Source organism: Sphingobium wenxiniae, assembly GCF_007830065.1.
Lineage (GTDB): Bacteria > Pseudomonadota > Alphaproteobacteria > Sphingomonadales > Sphingomonadaceae > Sphingobium > Sphingobium wenxiniae.
Map to the genome: position 1 here is coordinate 26,141 of NZ_VLKK01000021.1, position 20,820 is coordinate 46,960.

19 protein-coding genes are annotated in these 20,820 nt (G+C 65.2%); 3 read left to right on the forward strand and 16 right to left on the reverse strand.

Annotated features, from left to right (window positions below):
* Positions 1 to 12: 12 nt before the first annotated feature.
* The 13 genes from IQ35_RS17700 to IQ35_RS17760 form a co-directional block, all read right to left on the reverse strand.
* The gene (locus tag IQ35_RS17700) at positions 13 to 762 is read right to left on the reverse strand and encodes an HAD-IIB family hydrolase (RefSeq protein WP_004212890.1); all 750 of its coding nucleotides are present in this window, start codon (positions 760 to 762) and stop codon (positions 13 to 15) included.
* Entirely contained in the window at positions 759 to 3,260 is a 2,502-nt protein-coding gene (locus tag IQ35_RS17705) for a heavy metal translocating P-type ATPase (RefSeq protein WP_004212886.1), read from the reverse strand. The genes IQ35_RS17700 and IQ35_RS17705 overlap by 4 nt, the downstream gene beginning before the upstream one ends.
* Positions 3,257 to 3,865 (reverse strand): cation efflux transmembrane domain-containing protein, encoded by a 609-nt coding sequence (locus IQ35_RS17710; RefSeq protein ID WP_004212885.1) that lies wholly within the window; start codon positions 3,863 to 3,865, stop codon positions 3,257 to 3,259. The genes IQ35_RS17705 and IQ35_RS17710 overlap by 4 nt, the downstream gene beginning before the upstream one ends.
* Positions 3,862 to 4,548: a ZIP family metal transporter gene (locus tag IQ35_RS17715; protein WP_004212882.1), complete on the reverse strand. Its 687-nt coding sequence runs from the start codon at positions 4,546 to 4,548 to the stop codon at positions 3,862 to 3,864. The genes IQ35_RS17710 and IQ35_RS17715 overlap by 4 nt, the downstream gene beginning before the upstream one ends.
* A gap of 3 nt (positions 4,549 to 4,551) precedes the next feature.
* The gene (locus IQ35_RS17720; protein ID WP_004212881.1) at positions 4,552 to 4,965 is read right to left on the reverse strand and encodes a hypothetical protein; all 414 of its coding nucleotides are present in this window, start codon (positions 4,963 to 4,965) and stop codon (positions 4,552 to 4,554) included.
* Positions 4,966 to 5,012: 47 nt separating this feature from the next.
* Positions 5,013 to 5,390, reverse strand: coding sequence for a hypothetical protein (locus IQ35_RS17725; RefSeq protein ID WP_009824022.1), 378 nt, complete (start codon positions 5,388 to 5,390; stop codon positions 5,013 to 5,015).
* Positions 5,387 to 5,875: an SRPBCC domain-containing protein gene (locus IQ35_RS17730; RefSeq protein WP_013849881.1), complete on the reverse strand. Its 489-nt coding sequence runs from the start codon at positions 5,873 to 5,875 to the stop codon at positions 5,387 to 5,389. Before IQ35_RS17730 ends, IQ35_RS17725 begins: the two co-directional genes overlap by 4 nt.
* 53 nt (positions 5,876 to 5,928) lie before the next feature.
* Positions 5,929 to 9,174 (reverse strand): efflux RND transporter permease subunit, encoded by a 3,246-nt coding sequence (locus IQ35_RS17735; RefSeq protein WP_004212878.1) that lies wholly within the window; start codon positions 9,172 to 9,174, stop codon positions 5,929 to 5,931.
* 3 nt (positions 9,175 to 9,177) lie between these two features.
* Positions 9,178 to 10,356, reverse strand: coding sequence for an efflux RND transporter periplasmic adaptor subunit (locus IQ35_RS17740; RefSeq protein ID WP_004212877.1), 1,179 nt, complete (start codon positions 10,354 to 10,356; stop codon positions 9,178 to 9,180).
* Complete coding sequence (locus tag IQ35_RS17745) at positions 10,356 to 11,633, reverse strand: TolC family protein (RefSeq protein WP_013039111.1); 1,278 nt, start codon at positions 11,631 to 11,633, stop codon at positions 10,356 to 10,358. Before IQ35_RS17745 ends, IQ35_RS17740 begins: the two co-directional genes overlap by 1 nt.
* A gap of 60 nt (positions 11,634 to 11,693) precedes the next feature.
* Complete coding sequence (locus IQ35_RS17750; RefSeq protein WP_007406840.1) at positions 11,694 to 11,990, reverse strand: hypothetical protein; 297 nt, start codon at positions 11,988 to 11,990, stop codon at positions 11,694 to 11,696.
* 73 nt (positions 11,991 to 12,063) lie between these two features.
* On the reverse strand, positions 12,064 to 14,031 hold the full coding sequence (locus IQ35_RS17755) for a cytochrome c/FTR1 family iron permease (RefSeq protein ID WP_004212871.1): 1,968 nt from the start codon (positions 14,029 to 14,031) through the stop codon (positions 12,064 to 12,066).
* Positions 14,031 to 14,657: a cation efflux transmembrane domain-containing protein gene (locus IQ35_RS17760; RefSeq protein WP_004212870.1), complete on the reverse strand. Its 627-nt coding sequence runs from the start codon at positions 14,655 to 14,657 to the stop codon at positions 14,031 to 14,033. The genes IQ35_RS17755 and IQ35_RS17760 overlap by 1 nt, the downstream gene beginning before the upstream one ends.
* A 78-nt stretch (positions 14,658 to 14,735) precedes the next feature.
* On the opposite strand from IQ35_RS17760, the gene IQ35_RS17765 reads away from it, so the two are divergent.
* Positions 14,736 to 15,152, forward strand: coding sequence for a MerR family transcriptional regulator (locus IQ35_RS17765; RefSeq protein ID WP_004212867.1), 417 nt, complete (start codon positions 14,736 to 14,738; stop codon positions 15,150 to 15,152).
* On the opposite strand, the gene IQ35_RS17770 is transcribed toward IQ35_RS17765, so the two are convergent.
* Together IQ35_RS17770 and IQ35_RS17775 are read right to left on the reverse strand one after the other, a co-directional pair.
* Positions 15,146 to 16,348, reverse strand: a complete 1,203-nt coding sequence (locus tag IQ35_RS17770) for an aspartyl protease family protein (RefSeq protein WP_013039112.1) — start codon at positions 16,346 to 16,348, stop codon at positions 15,146 to 15,148. The genes IQ35_RS17765 and IQ35_RS17770 overlap by 7 nt on opposite strands.
* 289 nt (positions 16,349 to 16,637) lie before the next feature.
* Positions 16,638 to 17,210 (reverse strand): recombinase family protein, encoded by a 573-nt coding sequence (locus tag IQ35_RS17775; protein ID WP_009824027.1) that lies wholly within the window; start codon positions 17,208 to 17,210, stop codon positions 16,638 to 16,640.
* Between the two features lie 191 nt (positions 17,211 to 17,401).
* Between IQ35_RS17775 and IQ35_RS17780 the strand changes: the two genes are divergently transcribed.
* Positions 17,402 to 18,802 carry a Mu transposase C-terminal domain-containing protein gene (locus tag IQ35_RS17780; RefSeq protein WP_004212864.1) on the forward strand — a complete coding sequence of 467 codons (1,401 nt, stop codon included), beginning with the start codon at positions 17,402 to 17,404 and terminating at the stop codon, positions 18,800 to 18,802.
* Entirely contained in the window at positions 18,729 to 19,037 is a 309-nt protein-coding gene (locus IQ35_RS17785; protein WP_229742689.1) for a TniB family NTP-binding protein, read from the forward strand. The genes IQ35_RS17780 and IQ35_RS17785 overlap by 74 nt, the downstream gene beginning before the upstream one ends.
* Positions 19,038 to 19,069: 32 nt before the next feature.
* On the opposite strand, the gene IQ35_RS17790 is transcribed toward IQ35_RS17785, so the two are convergent.
* Positions 19,070 to 20,820 (reverse strand): Tn3 family transposase (locus IQ35_RS17790; RefSeq protein WP_145075360.1); only part of this gene is annotated, 1,751 nt, incomplete at its 5' end.

Genomic DNA, 20,820 nt, shown 5'->3' on the forward strand with positions numbered 1-20,820 from the left:
TGTATCTTGATCCTATCGGTGCAGACACGCGATGATGGCGGTCACGACGGCGGTGGTTTCCGCGACGTCGCGCACCCTCACTGTGTCGAGGCCGATTTCAGCAGCGGGATAGTCATTCCCACCGGGGAATATCGCATCCCCAATGAACAGCATCCCGTCGAGCGGGACACCGCTCTCGGCACTCAGGCGCTTCAGGCCATAGCCCTTGTCGATCCCTGCTCTGGTCACGTCGATCGATGTCGTGCCACCGAGATTGATCGAGAGCTCCGGCAGCTTCGCGCGCAACGTGGCCTGCAACGCGGTCCTCTTCTTTCGGTCAGGATCCCACGCTTCCTTTTCCTTCAGCGGCGCTGCCTGCCCCAGGCCCGAAAAGGTGATCTGGCTGCCCCGGTCCTCGATCCGTTCGCCCCAGATACGTTCGTCGGCGAGACCGGCATCGGTCAGCGCCTGATCGAAGGCCGTGCGGATCTTCGCCTTCTCCGCGTCGTCGAACAGTTCGGCATAGACCGCGCGCCAAGCGCCATTGATGAACCGATAGAGTTTCGTGCCTGTGGTCGGCATCAACCAGAGACGGTCGAGCGCGACGCCGGCAGGAAGGCGCGAGGCGATCTGCTTTTCGAACTGCGGCCAGTCCCCGCCCGAGATCACCGCCACATCCGTGATGGCGAGCAATCGGGCGAGGATTGCGGCCATATCCTCCGATAACGGCCGCTTGCTCTCGGCAAGCGTGCCGTCGAGGTCGAAGGCGATCAGCCACTTCATGCCGCCTTCCCTGCCGGATCGCGGTAGGCGAGCAGCCTGAGCGCATTGATGACGACGAGCAGCGTCGATCCCTCATGAACCGCCACCGCTGGCCCAATGCCGAGGCCGAGGATGGTAGCAGGCACCAGGAAGGCGACGACACCCAGGCTGACGAAGACGTTCTGCCGGATGATTCCACGGGTATGGCGGCTAAGACCGACTGCGAATGGCAGGTGCGCCAGATCGTCGGCCATCAGCGCCACGTCGGCTGTCTCCAGCGCAACGTCCGACCCCGCCGCGCCCATCGCGATGCCGACCGTGGCGCTTGCCATCGCCGGCGCATCGTTCACGCCGTCGCCCACCATCGCGACCTTGTCTTCGCCGGCGAGCTTCTTGATCGCGGCAACCTTGTCTTCGGGCATGAGGTCGCCCCACGCTTCGTCGATCCCGACTTCGTCGGCGATCGCTTCGGCGACTTTCTGGTGATCGCCGGAGATCATTATCATCCGCGACACGCCCATCTCGTGCAGCCGACGCAACGCGGTCTTGGCAGCTTCGCGAGGCGTGTCCATCAGGCCGATCGCGCCCAGGTCGCGGTCCCCCTTGCGGACCACCATTGTCGTGCGGCCGTTCTCGCGCAGCTTCGCGATTGCGTCCTGCGCGCCCTGCCCCAGCGCCGGAATGCCCTCACTTCCGAACATCTCGGCCTTGCCGATCCACACCGTCTCGCCATCCACGCTCGCGGTGACGCCCCGACCGGTCAGGCTCTTGAGGTCGCCGGCAGTCGGCACGGCACGATCGTTCAGACGTTCGCGGCCGTCCTTGACGATCGCTTGGGCCAGGGGATGGTCGCTCAACGCTTCGACGGCGACAGCCAGCGCCAGCAACTCGCCTTCATCGGCGCCATCGACGGGCACGACATCAGTGATGCGCGGACGACCTTCGGTCAGCGTGCCCGTCTTGTCGAAAGCGATCGCTTTGAGCGACCCGAGGTTTTCGAGCGGTGCACCGCCCTTCACGAGCACGCCGCCCCGCGCTGCACGGGCAACGCCCGACAGGACCGCGCTCGGCGTTGCGATCGCGAGCGCGCACGGGCTTGCCGCCACCAGCACCGCCATCGCGCGATAGAAGCTGTCGCGGAACGGCTCGTCGACGACCACCCATGCGAACAGCAGGAGCACTGACAGGACCAGGACGGCGGGCACGAAGATCCGTTCGAACCGGTCGGTGAAGCGCTGCGTCGGCGACTTCTGCGTCTCCGCTTCGCTCACCATCTTCACGACCTTGGCAAGCGCGCTTTCATTGGAACGGCGTGTCACCTCGATCTCGATCGCGCCGCCGCCGTTGATCGTACCAGCAAAAACCCGGCTTTCCGCGTCGACTGCATCGGGCTTGGCGCGTGCCGCTGCGGCATCTGCGACCGGCACCTTGTCGACCGGGATGCTTTCACCCGTGACCGGGGCCTGGTTGATCGCGCTGGTGCCCTTGATGACGAAGCCGTCGGCAGGCAGGCGCTCGTTCGGGCGGACGATGGCAATGTCCCCGACGACCATCTGCTCGACCGGGATTTCGCTGGTCTGCCCGCCGCGTCGCACGGTCGCGGTTTCGGGCGCGAGCTTCGCCAGCGCCTCGATCGCCTTCTTGGCGCGGCCCATTGCATAATGCTCAAGCGCATGGCCGAGGCTGAACAGGAACAGCAGCAGCGCACCTTCGGCCCATGCGCCCAGCGCAGCGGCGCCGGCCGCAGCGACCAACATCAGCGTGTCGATCTCGAACTTCTTCATCCGGAGGTTGTCGATCGCCTCGCGCAGCGTGAAGAATCCGCCGAAGAAATAGGCTGCGATATAGCAGGCGGTCGGCAGCCATTCGGGCGCGCCAGCGACCAGCCTCTCGATCGCGTAGCCGATCCCCAGCAGCGCGCCACAGGCGAGCGCGAAGATCAGCTCGGTATTGGGGCCGAGAAATTCGGCGTGGCTATGGTCGTGGCCATCGCCGGGGCCGTGCTTCTCTTCGCCCGCGCCGTGGCCCCCGGGGCCGTGGTCGTGGCCGGCATGTTCATCGGCAGCGACCCGCTTGCCCACCCTCACCTTCAGCTTGCGAAGCGCAGCGCGCACCTCCTCTTCGGTGGTTTCGCGGCGATCATATTCGACCCGGACAGACCCGCTGGTGCTGGCGCTTGCCTGGACCACGCCGGGCAAGGCGCACAGCGCATCGCTGACCGTGCGCGCCCGACGTTCGTGGTTGATCCCCGTCACCTGCCAGATCGCATGGCCGTAGCGCTCGGTGATTTCGGCACCTGCGGCGCGCACCATTTCGCGCAACCGTGGCAGCGGCAGCTTGGCGGCATCGAAATGGATGCACAGCGCCGCTGGCGTGTTGCCGTCGAGACAGATCACATGCGCCCGCTCGACACCTTCGCGCTTTGACAGGGTTGATACGAGACGGTCCAGGCAGGCATCGGCCGCGTCAGGAAGGTCCGGCAACAACACTGGAATGTCGAGTTCGAGCTTGTCGTTCATGACGACCTCCTTTCGCTTTTCTTGGTTTCGGCGCGCGCGTCGCGCAGGATTTCGACACCGCCCTTGATGGCGATGATGGCGGTGGCGAAGCCGACCAGCAGGTCCGGCCAATTGGTACCCAACCACAGCACCAGCACGCCGGCGATCAGGATGCCGCCGTTGGAAATGAAGTCGTTGAAGCTGAAGGTGGTTGCGGCCCGGAGATTGACGTCCGGATCCTTGAGGCGCTGGAGCAGCCGCAGGCAGAGGTAATTCACGACGCCGGCGATCGCGGACATGACCATCATGGTAGGTCCGATGGGCTCGCTGCCCTGCACGTAGCGCCGTCCGACATCGATCAAGATGCCGCCCGCGAAGATCAGCAGCATGACGCCCGAAGCGACCGCGGCGCGTGTCTTCCATGTCTGGCCCCGGGTGAGCGCCACAAGGCTCAGCGCATACACAGCCGTATCGGACAGGTTGTCGACGCCGTTGGCGATCAGCGCGCTCGAGTCCGCGAAGAAGCCGGAAACGAAGAAGCCCGCAGCGATCGCCGCGTTCAGCAGCAGGACGATCCACAGTGTGCGGCGCTCCTGCCCGCCATTGTTGTCGTTGCCCGGGATCATCCCATCATCTCCTCAAGTGTCAGCAGGGCCAGGAAGCCGACGAAAAACATCGAGCTGATGAGCGGGGTGTCGGGTTTCTCGTGCGCCTCGACCAGCAACTCCTCCGTGACGAGGTAGAGCAGCGCCATCAGCCCGAAGCTGAGGAAGCCGGCGATCATCACCGGCGACAGCGCGGCGACCGGCACGGCAGCGAGCGCGCCGATCGGCAGCAGCAGGGCCAATGCCGAGACGATCACGATGATGCGCAAGCGCGAGCGATAGGTTTCCGCCAGCTCGTCGGTCAGCGTCAGTCCCAGAAATAACACTTCCAGAGTGAGCGCGATCGTCAGCAGGAGACCTGCCTTCTCGCCCGCCACGAAAGCGAGGCCGAGCACCAGGCCGTCGACCAGAATGTCGATGCCGATCGCGGCGAGTAGCGCCATCGGCCCCTTGAAGCGGGCCTCAAGAGCCTTGAGCCCCAGCATGGTCGCGACGCCCGCCGCCCCGCCGATCAACGTCGCGCTGGGCGATGCCTCATGCTTGACCTGCGGCAGGATTTCGGTCGCTGCCGCCGCGAACACGACGCCGGCAGCGAGATGCTGTAGGCCCGCCACGAGGCCAGGTTTCAACTTGGTGCGGCTCGCGACAATCGCGCCGAGCACGACCGCCAGCACAGGCGCAAGCGTATAGAGCAGTGCCTGCATTTCCTAGGACTCCTCCGGGGTTCGGTGGCAGACGCGGATCTTCCCGCGTCGCGTGAACGCGATCGATCCGCCCGCCACGACAGCCCGCGAATGGTCGCCGCGAAACTCGTCACCGGTTCGCTGCGCGCGCAGGATCTCGGTCCTGCCCTTCGGCAGCCAGGTGACGGCCATTTTCAAGCCGTCATCGATGAAGTCGACATCGGCGCGTGTGCCGTCGTCGCAGTACATGATGCGCTGCGCGATTAGTTTCGACGTCAGATGCTTTTCATGCGCCGGCTCGGTAGGCTGGGTCGGCGCTGGATTACACGCCCCTATAACCGCCCCGGAGACGAGAACGACGCCGAGGCGCGCGATCGCCAGACCGGCCCGATTCAGGCCGCACAAGGTTGTCACATTTGAAATCGACGTGTCAGACATCGGTCTCTTCCGACGAAGCGCCCTGTGGCGTTCGAAGGCAGGGCAGTTCATCGCGTGCCTTCCTGCTCGCAGATCCGGGTACGGCCATCGCCTTCCACGATGGTGAGCTGCGACCCCTTGAAGGTCGCGGTGGCTGTTTCGCCGACATATTGCAGGCCCTGCGCTGGCGCGGTCAGCATCATCGGCGGTCCCCCGTTGGAGCGCCGCAAATCGATCTGCAGGCCGTTGTCCTTGTAATCGACGAACAGCGGTTCCCCGTCGGAACAGCGATATCTATGCCGCCCCATTTCCCCGGTCGCCACGGCGCTGTCGGACGAATGGATCTGCTGCTCCGTTGGCGGGGCTGGCGGCTTTCTTTCCGAGCACGCCGCGAGCCCGACAACGAGGATGACGGCGGGCAGCACCCGCTTACAGTGCATCATCATCGCGCCTTCCTCCTGCAGCGGAAGGGGACGCGCTGACGATTGATAGCCCGGGCAGGCTGACCTACCCGCCAGCGGAGATAGGTTGCGAGGCGATCGTCAGATTCGACCATCAGGGATCGCAGGCGGCGCAACATCATCGCCGCGAACGGCAGGGAGAGCGCCCCGCGCAGCGTGCAGCTATGCGTTAGCCTGGTGCCGCCATCGTCCCCCGCCAGCTCGTACCGCTCTTCGAGCGTGAACAGATAGGGGATGCCGCAGGACCAAGCGAAGGCGTGCGGTTTATCGAATCGATCAATCCGTGCTGGCGTCCGAATTGGCCGGGTGATGCCCTGGATCGCAAAGGTGCATTCTGTGTCGCCGAGCCGGGACGGATCATCGAGAAATACGAGCGGACTCCACGCCCGGCGATGATCCGGATCGGTGAGTGCCGACCAGATGCGCAGTGGCCCGCCGTGAAGCATCGAGCTGGTTATGGTGCGAGGCATATCCCCATCTCCCAGAGATGGGCGGGGCGATCGCGGATCGCCCCGCCCATCCATCAGGCCAAGTTGTTCACGAAGGTCTGACCGTGGTCGTCCCCTTCATGCTCCTCATTGTAGTGCTCGGGTTTCTCGATCACTTTCTGCCCGAACCGGGCATAGAGTGTCGGCAGCACGAACAGCGTAAGAAGCGTCGCCGAGATCAGACCGCCGATGACGACCGTCGCCAAAGGCTTTTGAACCTCTGCGCCGGCGCCTTCGCCCAGCGCCATCGGCACGAAGCCGAGGCTGGCGACTAGCGCGGTCATGATGACGGGTCGCAGACGCTGCATCGCGCCAACATGCGCGGCTTCCTCGCGGCTCATCCCTGATCGGATCAGATCTTGGATCGAGCTGACCATGACGAGGCCGTTGAGGACCGCGATGCCCGAGAGGGCGATGAAGCCCACTGCCGCCGAGATCGAGAAGTCCATGCCCCGCAGGAACAGCAACAGGACGCCGCCCACCAGCGCGAAAGGCACGCCGGTGAACACGATCGCGGCGTCGCGGACCGATCCCAACGCCCCGTAGAGGAGCAGCAGGATCAAAATGAAGCAAGCCGGAATGACCAGCTTCAGCCGTTCGCTTGCCGATTGGAGGTTCTCGAACTGGCCGCCCCATTCGAGATAGGTGCCGGCAGGCAGCCGGAGTTGGCTGCCGATCGCCGCCTGCGCATCCGCCACGACGGATCCGACGTCGCGGCCACGCACGTTGGCTTGCACCACCACGCGCCGCTTGCCGTTCTCGCGGCTGATCTGGTTCGGACCATCGACCACCTTGATCTCGGCGACGCTGGACAGCGGTACATAGCCGCCGCCTGCCACCGGCACCTGCACCTGTTGGAGCAGGCCGATGTCGGCACGCTGCGCCTCCGACAGGCGGATCACCACGGGGAAGCGACGGTCGCCCTCGAAGATCTGGCCCGATGTTCGCCCGCCGATCGTCGCAGTCACGGTGTCCTGCACATCCTGAGCCGTAACGCCCAACCGCGCCATCGCGTCGCGGTTGACGCGAATGTCGAGCATGGGAAGACCGGTCGTCTGCTCCACCTTCACGTCCGCTGCGCCTTGCGTTCTGCGCAGCACCGCCGCGATTTGCTCGGCCGTCCGGTTCATCTGGTTGAAGTCGTCCCCGAACACCTTCACCGCGATGTCGCCGCGCACGCCGGCGATCAGCTCGTTGAAGCGCATCTGGATGGGCTGGGTGATCTCGTAGGCATTTCCCGGAATCTTCGCGAGATTACCCTCGATCCGGCTGACCAGCTCCTCCTTGGGAAGCTCAGGATCCGGCCAATCCTTGCGCGGCTTCAGGATGACGAACATGTCGGTCGCGTTCGGCGGCATCGGGTCGGCCGCCAGCTCGGCGGTGCCCGTCTTGGAATAGACGAATTGCACCTCCGGCTGCTTCGACATCATCCGCTCGATCGGCACCTGCATCGCCTGGCTCTGCTGGACCGACGTTGCCGGAATGCGGAGCGACTGGATCAGCAAATCGCCTTCGTCGAGCTGCGGCAGGAACACCGAGCCGAGCGTAGTGAAAGCAAGCGCCGCCACCACAAGGCTTCCCACACCCGCACCGATCGTCAGCGTCGGGCGCTTCATGGCCCGGTCGAGACCGGGTTCGTAGCGCTTCTTCAGCCACGTGATGATGCGGCCGTCCTTCTCCTCGACCTTCTTCGACAGCCAGATCGCAATCATCGCCGGCACGAAGGTGAGAGAGAGGATGAAGGCGAAGGCGAGCGCGATGATGACGGTCAGCGCCATCGGTCCGAACGTTTTACCCTCCACGCCGGTCAGCGTGAGCAGCGGTACGTAGACGAGGATGATGATTGCCTGCCCGTACACAGAGGGACGGATCATCTCACGCGCAGCGGCTGCCACGGTCGCGAGCCGTTCCTTGACGCTGAGCAATCGGCCTTCATGATGCTGTTGCTCGGCAAGCCGGCGCAGCGCGTTTTCGACAATGATGACGGCGCCGTCGACGATCAGACCGAAGTCCAAAGCCCCAAGGCTCATCAGATTGGCCGAGACCCCAGCGCGCAGCATACCAAAGCCTGTCAGCATCATGGTGATCGGGATGACCAACGCCGCGATCAGGGCCGCACGGAAGTTGCCGAGCAGCAGGAAGAGCACGACGATGACCAGCACCGCGCCTTCGGACAGGTTTTTCGCGACCGTCTTGATCGTCGAATTGACCAGCTCGGTGCGGTTCAGCACCGGCTGAATTACGACGTCAGGAGGCAGCGAAGCGTTGATCGTCTTCAGTTTCTCAGCGACCGCGGTCGACACGATGCGGCTGTTCTCGCCGATCCGCATGATCGCCGTGCCGACGACGACTTCGGTACCGTTCTCCGATGCCGAACCCATGCGGATCGCCTGACCCGTCTTCACAGTCGCAACTTGTTCGACCGTGATCGGCACGCCGTTACGTGTCGCGATCACGGTCCTGGCCAACTCGCTGGCATTGCGAACGAGCGCATCCGAGCGAACAGCCAGACCTTCGCCATTGCGATTGACGAAGCCACCGCCGACGCTGGTGTTATTGCGCTCCAGCGCATTTCCCAGGTCCGTCAGCGTGATGCCGAGCGAGGCCAGCTTCTGCACGTCGGGCACGACGAGGAACTGCTTGGCGTAACCGCCAATCGAGTCGACACCGGCGAGGCCCGGTGTGGTCTTCAGAAGCGGCGTCACGATCCAGTCCTGCGCGGTGCGCAGGTAGGTCGCCTTGTCCTCTTCGGTCGTCAGTCGCTCGCCCTCTGGCGTGATGTAGCTGCCATCGGGCTGTTGGCCCGGTTCACCGGGCTTGTGCTTGTCGTCCTCGCGATGATCGAGACGAACGGTGTACATGTACACCTCGCCCAGGCCTGTCGCGATCGGACCCATTTCAGGGTTCACGCCGTCGGGCAGATTCTCTTGCACGCCCCGCAGACGCTCGCCCACCTGCTGGCGGGCGAAATAGATGTCCGTCGCGTCCGAAAAGACCGCCGTGATCTGCGCGAAGCCGTTGCGGCTCAACGAGCGCGTATATTCCAGGCCGGGGGTGCCGGCGAGCGCGGTTTCGATTGGAAACGACACCTGCTTCTCGACCAGCTCGGGCGAGAGGGCAGGCGCGCGGACGTTGATCTGGACCTGATTGTTGGTGATGTCCGGCACCGCGTCGATCGGTAGCCGGTAGAGGGAAAAGGCGCCGATGGCGGCGACGATGACGGTGAGGAGCAGGACTAGCCAGCGCTTCTCGACCGCCCAGGTTACGATACGGGCGATCATGGCTTAATCCTCGTGGCTCGCTTCGCCCTTGCCGATCTCGGCCTTGAGCGTGAAACTTCCGGTGGTGGCGATCTGTTCGTTGCCGGTCAGGCCCGACCGGACGATCACCGTGTCGCCCGACGCATCGCCGAGCTGGACCGGGGTCGCCTTGAAGCCGGTGGGCGTGCGCACGAACACGACCGACTTGCCCTCGAAACTCTGGACCGCCGTCGTCGGCACGCGGACCGCCCCGCTCCCGCCGCTGCCCGTGAGCTGCACGGCTGCCGTCACAGGCTCGCCGACCCGCCATTCGCCACCGCGATTGTCGAGGGTGGCGAGCGCAGGCACGAGCCGCGTCTGCGGATCAAGCGCCGGCGACACGAAGGTCACGCGGGCGGTCGCCTGACGGCCTGCCGCCTTCACCAGCACCGTATTGCCGGGACGCACCCGGCCCGCATCCTCGGGCTTGAGATTAAGCGCGATCGACACCTGGCTCAGGTTGGCGATGCGATAGAGTTCGGCATCCGCCGCGACCGTTTGTCCCAGCGTCACGGGGCGCGCAATGATCTGGCCCGAGATCGGCGCGGCAATGCCGAGCCGGTTGAGCCCGCCGCCGCCGACACCCGCCGCCGAAACCATGCTCTGCGCCTGCGTCAGGGCGATCCGCGCCTCCGTCGCCGCTGTGCGGGCGGCGATCAGATCCTGTTCAGGGGAGACTCTCTGCGCGAACAGCCGCTGTTCGCGCGCGAGGTTCGAATTAGCGAGCTGAAGCCGCGCCCGCGCCGCCTCGACCTCGCCCTTGATCTGCGCCGCCTCGCGGCTTTCGATGACCGCAATGGTCTGGCCGCGTCCGACCGATTGGCCGAGGTTACGGGTGAGCGCGACCACGCGTCCCGCAATTGCGGCCGAGACGACCTGCGTTCCCTGTGGGTCGCCCTCGATGATCGCGGGCAGCTCGATCGTCCCGGCCCCGCCGATGATCGGCCGTCCGACCTGGACGCCCGCTGTGGCGATCTGGTCGGCACCCAATGTGACGACGCCTTCACCGGCATGACCGCCTTCAGCACCGCCCTTTTCCGTGCCCGCTGCCGTCTCATTGGCAGCTGCGCCTTCGGCAGTTGCCTCGTTTCCGCCATCCTTGCCGCCGCAGGCAGCCAAGAGCAGGGCGAGCGACGCCGCGCCCGCGAGATAAAAGCTCTTCATCACTGATTCCCCCCATTGGGCGCACGAGCGGTCAGTCGCTCCACTTGCGCGCGGGCATTCTGGTAATTGGCAAGCGCGTCGATCGCGGCGACCCGCGTTTCGGCGAGCGTGCGTTCAGCATCGAGCAATTCGAGCTGGCCGAACTTGCCCTCGCGATAGCCGATCCGCGCGATGCGGGCGGCCTCCTGTGCAGCCGCCAGCGCCGGCCCCGACGCCGCACGAGCCGTCGTTGCGGCATTGGCCGCCTGCGCCTGCGCGTCCGTGATCGCCTGTTCGATGTCGAGCGCGGTCACGCGGCGCTGCGCATCCGCCTGGGTCCGCTGCGCGGTCGCCTGCGCAATCGCGGCGCGACCATTGTTGAACACCGGGATCGGGATCGACACGCTGAACACCGCCGCCATGTCGTTGGTCGCTTCCAGGCGGCGGATCGACGGCCCGACGTTCAGGTCAGGCACGCGATTGGCGCGCGCGAGCCGCACGCCGGCTTCGGCAATGGAGAAATCCGCGTTGGCTGCCGCCAGCGCGAGTGTGCCGGTCGTGTTGACCGGTGCCAACGGCCCATAGACGTTCACATCGGGAAGGCGATCGAGCAGCGTGTCATCGAGCAGGCCGTCGATCGGCCGTCCGATCCGACGCGCCAGATTGGCGCGGGCCGCCTCGGCCAAGCGAAGCTGCCGCTCCACATTGGCGTCGGCATTGATACGCGCGACATCCGCGCGCTGTTGCTCGAGTGGCGATGCCCGCCCTGCCTGCACGCGAACGCTCGCGGCCCGCAGCGCATCGCTGGCGATCCGGGCCTGATCGCGGGCTGTCATTACCCGGCGATCGGCCGCGACCGCTTCGACATAGAGCTGCGTTACCTGAAGCCGGACATCCGCCGCGATGATCGCGGCCTGGATCTCGGCCCGGGACAATTGCGCATTGGCGACCGCGACGCGGGCGCCGCGCTTGCCGCCTAGCTCGATCGGGATCGCAAAGCCGACCGTGGTTTCCGCGCTGCGGACCCCCCGATACGGCCCGGAGCCGATGACATTCTCGACTTGGCCTTGAACCACCGGATTGGGCCGCAAGCCGGCGACTGTGCGACCTGCACGGGCCGCGTCGATTCCAGCTGTCGCCGCTTCCGCAGCAGGGGCCGAACCGCCCGCTGCACTGACCGCTTGGTCAAGCGTGTAGACCGGCGCATCCTGCGCAACAGGCGCGGACGGTCCGACCTGCGCCTGCGCCATCGTGGCGCAAGACGCTGCGGCCAGCATGGCCGCGAGGATACGATTCATGAAAATAGGACTCCTGACGATGATCGACAGGGGCGCGCCAACGCACGCCCAAATCGGACGTCAGGCTTGGGGGGGCCTCAAATGGACCATGCCGGTGCGGCCGTCGAGCGACGCAGAGGCGGAGATTGTCGGCTTGGGCACTGTGAGGACGGGGGTATATTCCATCGTCGTGCGCGCAGGCGCGCCGACGTCGTGTCCGTGACAATAATTGTGATGATGCGGGACATTCTTGTCCGAGTCCGATGGCACCTGATCGATGTCACCGGCGGTATGGACCGTGAACTCAACGCCCGCGATGCTTCCCCCCGCCAGATCGGCGGCATGGGCCATGCCGGAGAAGCTGGTCAGGACCAGCATCAGGCATGTCAGGAAAGGCAAAAAGGCTCGCACTAGCTTGCCTCTATCACGGAAGGGTTTTCATGTCATTGCACTAATTCGAACCAAGGGTCACTGAGCCGGAACCCGAGCGGGATCGGTCGCGCCCGTTCCAGGCGAACCCGACCGCAATGGCGACCGCCATCAGGAGTTGCGCCAGCACCGATTGCCAAGTGGGAAACACGCCGAGCATCGACAGCCGTGGCACGTCCGCGAGCGGTGCGATGTTGATAAGGCCGGCTTCCTGGAGCGCGGCGACGCCTTTACCCGCCAGCACGACGGTCAGGACCGCCATGAGCCAGGAGCTATAGCGGAAGAACTGCGCGATCGGCAGCTTGCGACTGTAGCGAAGCATGGCCCAAGCGATCAGGCTGAGCAGTCCAATCGCCGACCCGGCCCCCGCGAGAAGCATCCCGTTGTCACCTTGCGCCGAAAGCGCGGCATAGAACAGGATCGTCTCGAAGACCTCGCGATAAACTACGACGAACGCCAGCCCGAACAGGAACCAGCCCGACCCGCCCGAGAGCGCCCGCGACATCTTCTCGCGAATATAGCGCTGCCACTGATCGGCCTGCGCCTTGCCGTGCATCCAAATCCCGACCGAGAGCAGCACGACCGCGGCGAACAGCGAGCCAAACCCTTCCGTCAGCTCCCGGCTCGCACCGCTGATCCCGATCGCATAGGTGGCGACCGCCCAGGTGATCCCGCCCGCGATGATCGCGCTGACCCAGCCGCCATGCACGTACCGCAGCGCCTCGCCGCGCTCGGCTTTACGCAGGAACGCGATCATGGCGACAACGATGAGCAGGGCTTCGAGCCCTTCACGCAGCAGGATCGTGAACGCGCCCAGGAACGTGGACGCTTCGGTGGCGGCATCAGGCGCGAGCGCCGCTTCCGCATCGTCGAAAAGGCCGCCCAGTACTGCGACCTTCTCCGCGAGATCATCGGGCGACGCGCCCCGGTCGATCGAGGCGCGGAACTCCCCCATCGCGCCCTCGATTCGACCCATCAGCGTCGCGTCGCGCGCGGTGAGTGTTGGCTCGATCGGCTCGAACCCATCGAGATAGGCCGACAGCGCCAGCTCTTTCGCCATGCGCGCATCGCCGCGCCGCGCAGCCGCCACGCTTTCGGCGAGTTTGGCGCGGGCGACCGCGAGCGAGCCGGGAGCCTGTTGTATCACCTGTTCGGGATGACGACGCAGGAACGCGAGCACTGGGTCAGCCTTGGCGTCGCCGATCGCCGCGCCGAGCGCGGCCGGGGTGAGCGCGACCAGGGTTTTCAGGTCCGGAATGCGCCGGCGAAGGGTCGGGTCGGATTTCCAAAGCCGCTCGCCTTCGCGCGCCTGCGCATCCGTGAAGGCGAAGCTCCCGGCTCGGAATGCTAACGCCCAGCGCTGATCGTTGGGCAGATCGGCGAAGCTCTGCATCGCGGTCCCGTCGATGCCTTGCGTCACCACCTGATAGAGCGCGAACACGCTGCGCTGGCGCGCGCGCTCGGCATCGGTGAAAGCAATCGGGGGCGTAGCGAGCTTGGCGGCGTCAGGGCCACGGCCGTTGCCCGTCATCCCGTGGCAGGACGCGCAGGATTGTCGGAACAGTGCATCGCTGGAGACGAGGTTCGGAGCCTTATCGGGCGCGAGCGGCACCGGGTAGGCGCGCAACAGATCGGCCGCGAGCCCGTGCGCCAATGTTGCCACCTGTTCAGTCGGTCCCTTTTCCGCGATCACCGCCTGGAGGTTGGCAGCCCGCTGGATGAGGGCTTGACGCTCCGGCTTCGCCGGCAGGCCCTGAAGCCGTGTCGAGACCGACGCGGCGAACTCCGTCATCTCGGCATATTCCGACGTGCTCTTGATCCGACCGTTGGCGACCGCGCCGCCATAATCGACGGCCATATAGTCGAGCAGCCGCCATGCGGTTTGCACGTCGCCGGGTTCGGCGATTGCCGCAGCAGGGATCAGCAGCGCCGCGAGCGCGGAGAGCAGCCGCAACGAGAGCATTGCCCGGATCAACGCGAGCAGACGCACTACCGCTCTCCCAATTCGCGCCGAGCGCCAGTGACGATTTCATAAGCGGAGTGGAGGAACAGGAGGGCGATGAGGCCGGCGACGGCGAGGTCCGGCCAGGCGCTTCCTGTCCACGCCACCAGACCGGCCGCGGCGATCACCGCCACGTTGGCGAGCGCGTCGTTGCGGCTGAACAGCCAGATCGCGCGAACATTGGCGTCCCCTTCCCGGAAACGCGCAAGCACCAAGGCGGACACGACATTGATCGCGAGCGCGACAACGCCGATTGTGCCCATCAGTTCGGCATCGGGCGCGGTTGCGTTCAGGGCGCGCCAAATCGCGAAACCGATTACGCCCACGCCAAGCGCACCGAGAAACAACCCCTGCGTCAGCGCGACCTTTGCCCTCGCCCGTGCGGACCAGGCAAGCGCGAGAAGACCGATAAGGCTGATCGACCCGTCCCCGAGAAAATCGAGGGAATCCGCTTTCAGCGCTTGGCTATCGGCGATGAACCCGCCGAACAGCTCGGCGACTCCGAAGCCGAGGTTGAGCACCACGACGGTCAGCAGCGCACGGCGATAGGCCGGATCGGTTTGCGCGCGCGCGGGCTCCCCGTGGCACCCGCAGCTTTCGGTAGAAGCATTCATGCGGCCTTCCTTACCACCTCCAGTCGCTGTAGAAGCAAGCGAAATGTGCGACACGTTCGCATAAGCAAGGATGGCATGATGAAGCCGGTGATGATTGGGCAGCTCGCCAGCGAGACCTCGACGAAGGTGACGACGATCCGCTTTTATGAGTCGATCGGGTTGCTCCGATCCGCCCCTCGCACGGCGTCGGGTCGCAGAACCTACGATGCCAGTGACATTGAGCGTTTGCACTTCATCCGCAACGGTCGCCGGCTTGGCTTCTCCGTCGACGAGATCCGTTCGTTGATGGGGCTGGCGCAGAACCCGGACCAGGATTGTGGTGCCGCCTCAGCTATCGCTGCTCAGCACCTCAAGGATGTGGAGGAGAGACTGGCGCAACTCGCGGTGTTGCGGGATGAGTTGGCAATGCTCAGCCAGAGCTGCACCAAGGCGCGCATGGCCGATTGTCGGATCATGAAGGCGATCGGCAAAGGCCACCCTCAAGCCGATCAATAATAATCGGCCAGCCTGAGCTCGCGCACATCACCCGAGGCCATCGTCAGCTTTACGAGGGTGCCAGCAGGCCGGGAGCGCACTTGCCAGAGCTCCCCACGCGTATAGTTCGCATCGATCGAATGGCCGTTCACCGCCACGATCCGGTCGCCGACCGCCCAGCCAGCCTTTTCCGCGGGACTGTTCGCCGCCACATGAACAACGGTGAGCGCCGTTGGTGAGGCTGCGAGGCCAAGGCCGCTACGGTCCTTCAGCATCGGCAGGCGACGACGAGGACCGAGTGGCCGGAGCCACACGAATCCGGCGGTCACGTCGAACACCACGTCGAATTGAGCGATCAGCGGTAGGCCGACATTGCCAACCGTGCTGGTGGAGAGCCAAGCTCTCATCCCGAGTGTGGGGACGTTCGAGACGCCAAGCCCTTCGATGTTGATGTTCTGGATCGTGAAAGCATCGTTGATACGCACACCATCGACGCCGCCGATCGCCGCGGTCGAGACGAGCTTCCCGTTCAACAGCCCTTGATCGCGGGCATAGGCCGACGAGAGCATCAGCGCGGCCGAGCTGCCAAGATCGATCATCAAGGGCACGGGAGGCAAACCCGAGACGGAAGCTCGAATGAACAGCTCCTGCTTGGCACCGCGCCCGAGCGCGACAGCGCGCCAGTCGGGACCGGCGAGAAACGTGCCTGACTTGACGACCGCCATACGCCTTTTCGCGAAATCGAGCGCGATGCAGCTACCCGTGAACATATCGGCACCGAGGAGGATATCGATCGGTCGTCCGAAGGCCGCCGACACTGAACTCAGATCACCAACGACGGCAAAGGGTAAGCGACGGGTTTCGCGGGCGAGCTGTACGTCGATGTCGCGGACCAGCAGCACCGGGGCCTTGGCGCTCAGCCCGCTAATCATGCGCCGCTCACCATCGTTCAAGCCGAGCTTCGCCGCGAGCGCCGTGCTCATGATCGACGCGCCGCTGCCACTGTCGAGCACCGCCCGCACCGGCACTCCGCGCACTTGTGCCGAAACAAGGAGGGTATCACCCGTGCCGACTTCCAGCGGCTCCCATTCGAGGTGAGCCGCACCGAAGTTCCACGAGCCCGCAGACCGGGAAGTCTGTCGCGCGAGCGTTGGAGAACCGAGCACCAAGCCGGTTCCACAGGCCACCAGCCGCGCCACTAATGAGCGTCGAGACATACCGATTGCTTCAACACGGGCCGTCAAAAAGCCACCTCCAGCCCCCCGTCCGCAGGAGAGCAAATTGCGGTTACATGCTCCAGCCACTGGAGGAGCAAGTGCTTTTGGTGCGCCCGAAAATCCTCAGAAGCGCTTGGAGAACTTTAGATGAAGGATGGTGCAGACCGCTTAGATGCCTTCCCGATAACGAACGGTTCCGGGGGACGCTGGGCCGATCGGGACCGCGAACGGTGTAAACGCTCGCGCTAAGTGGCGGCATTCTGATCGCGCTATTTGTCGGCGAGCGTCGCTACGCGGCTACCGGCTTGGTCTCGGCCGATCGCACATAGGCGTAGAGTTTTGGCTTGGAGATGCCGAGCATCGAGCAAATCTTGGCGATCGGCATCGTGTTCTCGTGGTAGAGCCTGACGGGCAGGTCGCGCTTGTCCTTGCCGAGTGCGGCCGGCCGGCCACCCTTCTTGCCGCGAGCGCGGGCTGCGGTGAGACCGGCCTGGGTCCGCTCGCGGATCAGGTTGCGCTCGAACTCCGCCAATGCCCCGAACAGGTGGAAGGTAAGCTTGCCCGACGTGGTGGTCGTGTCGATCGCCTCGTGCAGGCTCAGCAGCCCGACCTTTTCCTCGTCGAGGTAGGTCATCCATCCGATCAGATCACGGAGCGAGCGGCCGAGCCTGTCGAGGCGCCAGACCACCAGTGTGTCGCCGGCGCGAAGCAGCTCCTTCACCTTTTCCAATCCAGGGCGAGCGGCAGTCGCCCCGGAGGCCTTGTCGGTGATGACCTTCTCGCAGCCGGCAGCCTTCAGCGCATCACGCTGGAGGTCCAGGTTCTGCTCGGCGGTCGATACGCGGGCGTAACCGATTTTCATGCGTAGGGCCGGTGGCGCCCCGATCGGGCGCGGTTTGGGAAGAAAGTCGTCATCGGCAGGTCTATGTTGCCCTAGTTTTCTTTACCGGGTAGATTTACGTCGAACAGGCCGGTTTGGCAACGCGAGCGGACTCGCATGGCGATGGGCAGGCAAATCTCCGTTTTCCTTACCTGCGACACGGACCGTCGGCGGTGACGCATCCGGCGCTTGTCCCGCCGCTGGCGATCGAGCGCTACCGCGTCCTTGAACCGCACCTCGCCGATGGCATCCCGCTCGCGGACCTCGCCCGCACCGGCACGCTGAGCGAGCGGACGTTGCAGCGCTGGCTCGGGCGCTACCGTGCCGAAGGACTTGCCGGTCTCGCGCGTCTGCCGCGCAACGATCGGGGCAGGCTGCACCTGCCGGAACATCTGGTCGAACTGACCCGCACTCTCGCCACCAAGCGCCCGCGACCCCCGGTCGCCGCCATTCACCGAAAGGTGCAGGAACTCGCCATCGCGCATGGACACCGAACCCCCAGCTATGCGGCCGTCGCGCGTGTCGTCAGGGCGATACCGGCAAGCCAGATCGCCGCAGCCTCCGATCCGGCCGTCTACCGCGACCAGCACGAGCTAGTGCATCGGCGCGAAGCCGCGACCTCGAACGAGATGTGGCAGGCCGATCATACCGTTCTCGACATTCTCGTGCTCGATGATGCCGGAACCCCGGTGCGTCCTTGGCTGACCGTCATCGTTGACGATCACAGCCGAGCCATCGCCGGTTACTTCCTCAGCCTCGATGCCCCCAGTGCCCTCAACACGGCGCTCGCCTTGCGGCAGGCGATCTGGCGCAAGCCCAATCCCGAATGGATCGTCAGCGGCATTCCCGAACAGCTTTACGTCGACAACGGCTCGGATTTCATCTCCGAGCATATCGAGCAGGCGTGCATCGCCCTCAAAATCCGCCTCATCCATTCGCTGCCGGGGCGTCCTCGCGGGCGCGGCAAGATCGAGCGGCTGTTCCGCACCATCAACGACATGTTCCTGCCCGACCTGCCCGGCCACCTGATCGCGGGCAAGCCGCTGTCGGCGCCAGTGCTCACGCTCGACGAGCTGCGCGCCCGCTTCGAGGCGTTCGTGTGCGGCGTCTATCATCGTCGCCCGCATGGCAGCACCGGCGAACCGCCGATCACGCGCTGGCAGAAGGGCGGGTTCCTGCCCGCAATGCCCGACAGCCTTGAACAGCTCGACATGCTGCTCGTGCACGTGCCCAAGCCCCGTAAAGTGCTGCGCGACGGCATCCGTCTGATGGGCAGGCGCTATGTCGAACCCACGCTCGCGGCCTTCGTCGGCGAGCAGGTCGAGGCGGTCTATGACCCCCGCGACCTGACCGAGATCCACGTCTACCACCAGGGCCGGTTCGTCTGCCGTGCGCTCAGCTCCGAGCACGCTGGGCACCCGTCGTTGCGCGCGATCCAGCGCGCCCGGCGCGGCGCGAAGGAGCGCGACAAGCAGGTGCCTGCCCCCACGGAGACCTTCGATGGCGACCAAGAGGATACGGCTTCCCGGCCCACCACCTACCGAGGGCTCCGGCTCTACGCCGCTGACGATTGAGTTCCTGGTCGAGCAGCCGTTCCTGGCGACCCGCGAACATGCCCGGTTCGTCGAGTTTGCCGAAGCCTGCGCGCACTACCGCTATATCGGCGTGTGTCATGGCCGGCCGGGCGTCGGAAAGACGCGATCGGCGCGCGAGTTTTCCAGCTTCCCCGACCTGGGGGAATATGCCGCGCTCCGTCCCATTGCCGCGCTCCTTGGCGAAAAGGTCGCTCGCTGCCGCGCCGTCTTCTAGGGGTCGGTTCCGGCTGAGGGCGGAATGACACCCTAAGCGCTGACGTCCTTGGGCCAAAGATATTCGCCAGTGAGAAGGATGTGTGCCCATCCGAGCGGCGAGATATGGGCGAGAAGATGGTCGGGGGTATCGAGCCCTTCGCGGCGTCGGGCCTCAACGGCATGACCAAGATGCAGGGTGTTCCAGTAGACGATGATGGCGGTCAGCAGGTTGAGGCCGGCGATCCGGTAATGCTGCCCCTCCGTCGTGCGGTCGCGGATTTCGCCCTGACGGCCGATGCGCAGCGCATTTTTCAGCGCATGATGTGCCTCGCCCTTGTTGAGACCGACCTGTGCACGGCGCTGCATGCCTGCGTCGAGTATCCATTCGATGATGAACAGCGTCCGCTCGATCCGGCCCACCTCGCGCAGCGCGGAGGCAAGATCGTTCTGGCGCGGATAGGAGGCGAGCTTGCGCAGAATGCTGCTCGGCGCGACCTGTCCCGCGCTCATAGTGGCGGCGCAGCGGAACAGATCGGGCCAGTTGGAAACGATCAGCGCCTCACGCGCCTTGCCGCCCACCAGCGGGCGCAATTCGCTCGGCGTCGCGGCAGGGTCGAACACGTACAGTCGTTTGGATGGGAGGTCGCGGATGCGCAGTACAAGGCGGTAGCCGAGCATCGCGCTGATCCCGAACAGATGATCGGTGAACCCGCCAGTGTCGGCGTACTGCTCTTCGATCCGTCGCCCTGCCTCATTCATCGTCAGCCCGTCGAGTAGATAAGGTGCTTCGCTGACCGTGGCTGGAATGGTCCGCGATGCAAACGGCGCGAAGCGGTCGTTGACGTGGGTATAGGCCTTGATGCCGGGATCGTTGCCGTAGCGGGCGTTGATCGTATTCATCGCCTCGCCCTGCCGTGCGGCGGGGAAGAACTGGCCATCGGCCGATGCGGATCTGCCCATACCCCAGACCTGGGCCATCGGCAGCGCCCCTTGCGCCGCGACCACGTTGGCCAGCGCCTGGTCGATCGCCTCGCTTTCGACATGCCAGCGAGCGAGACGAGAGAGTCGCCAATAGTCGTGAGTGTTGGAAGCCTCTGCCATCTTACGCAGGCCCAAATTCAGGCCCTCGGCGAGCAGGACGTTGAGCAGGCCGATCCGGTCTCCGCACGGCACGCCGGTGCGCAGATGCGTGAAGGCATCGGTGAAACCCAGCGCGGCATCGACTTCGAGCAGCAGATCGGTGATGCGGACGGGCGGCAGCCGGCGATACAAATCAAGCACCAGATCCTCGATCCCATCCGGCGCGTCAGCGGTGAGCCGATCAATGCGCAGCGTGCCGTCCTCGATGCTGCCTTTCGGAATTGTACCGCTGCGCGCGGCGCGACCGAGCCGGGCAAGGCCATCGGCGAGACGCACCTTGCGGTCAGCCAGCCAGACATACGGGTCGGACGGGACCGCTAGCTTCGCGGCATGCGCGACCGCCATCGGCACGAACACGTGGCGCAGGTCACCATACCGATGCGAGCGATCGAGCCATATGTCGCCCGAGCGCAGCGCGTCGCGCAAGTGGAACATGACCGCGACTTCCCGGAGGCGGGCATCATCATCGCCCTTCGCCCGCAACTGTCGCCGCCATTTGGAATGCGCGCGCAAGAAATCGTCGGCCGCCGGAACTGCGCCCTTGGTAGCGATGACGGTAGCCGCGTCCAGCAAAGGCCGTGCAACCGCCGCAGCTTTGAGGTCGAGGCATCGCAGCATGCGCGGGGCATACCGACGGAAGCGGTGATACCCCTGATCAACAT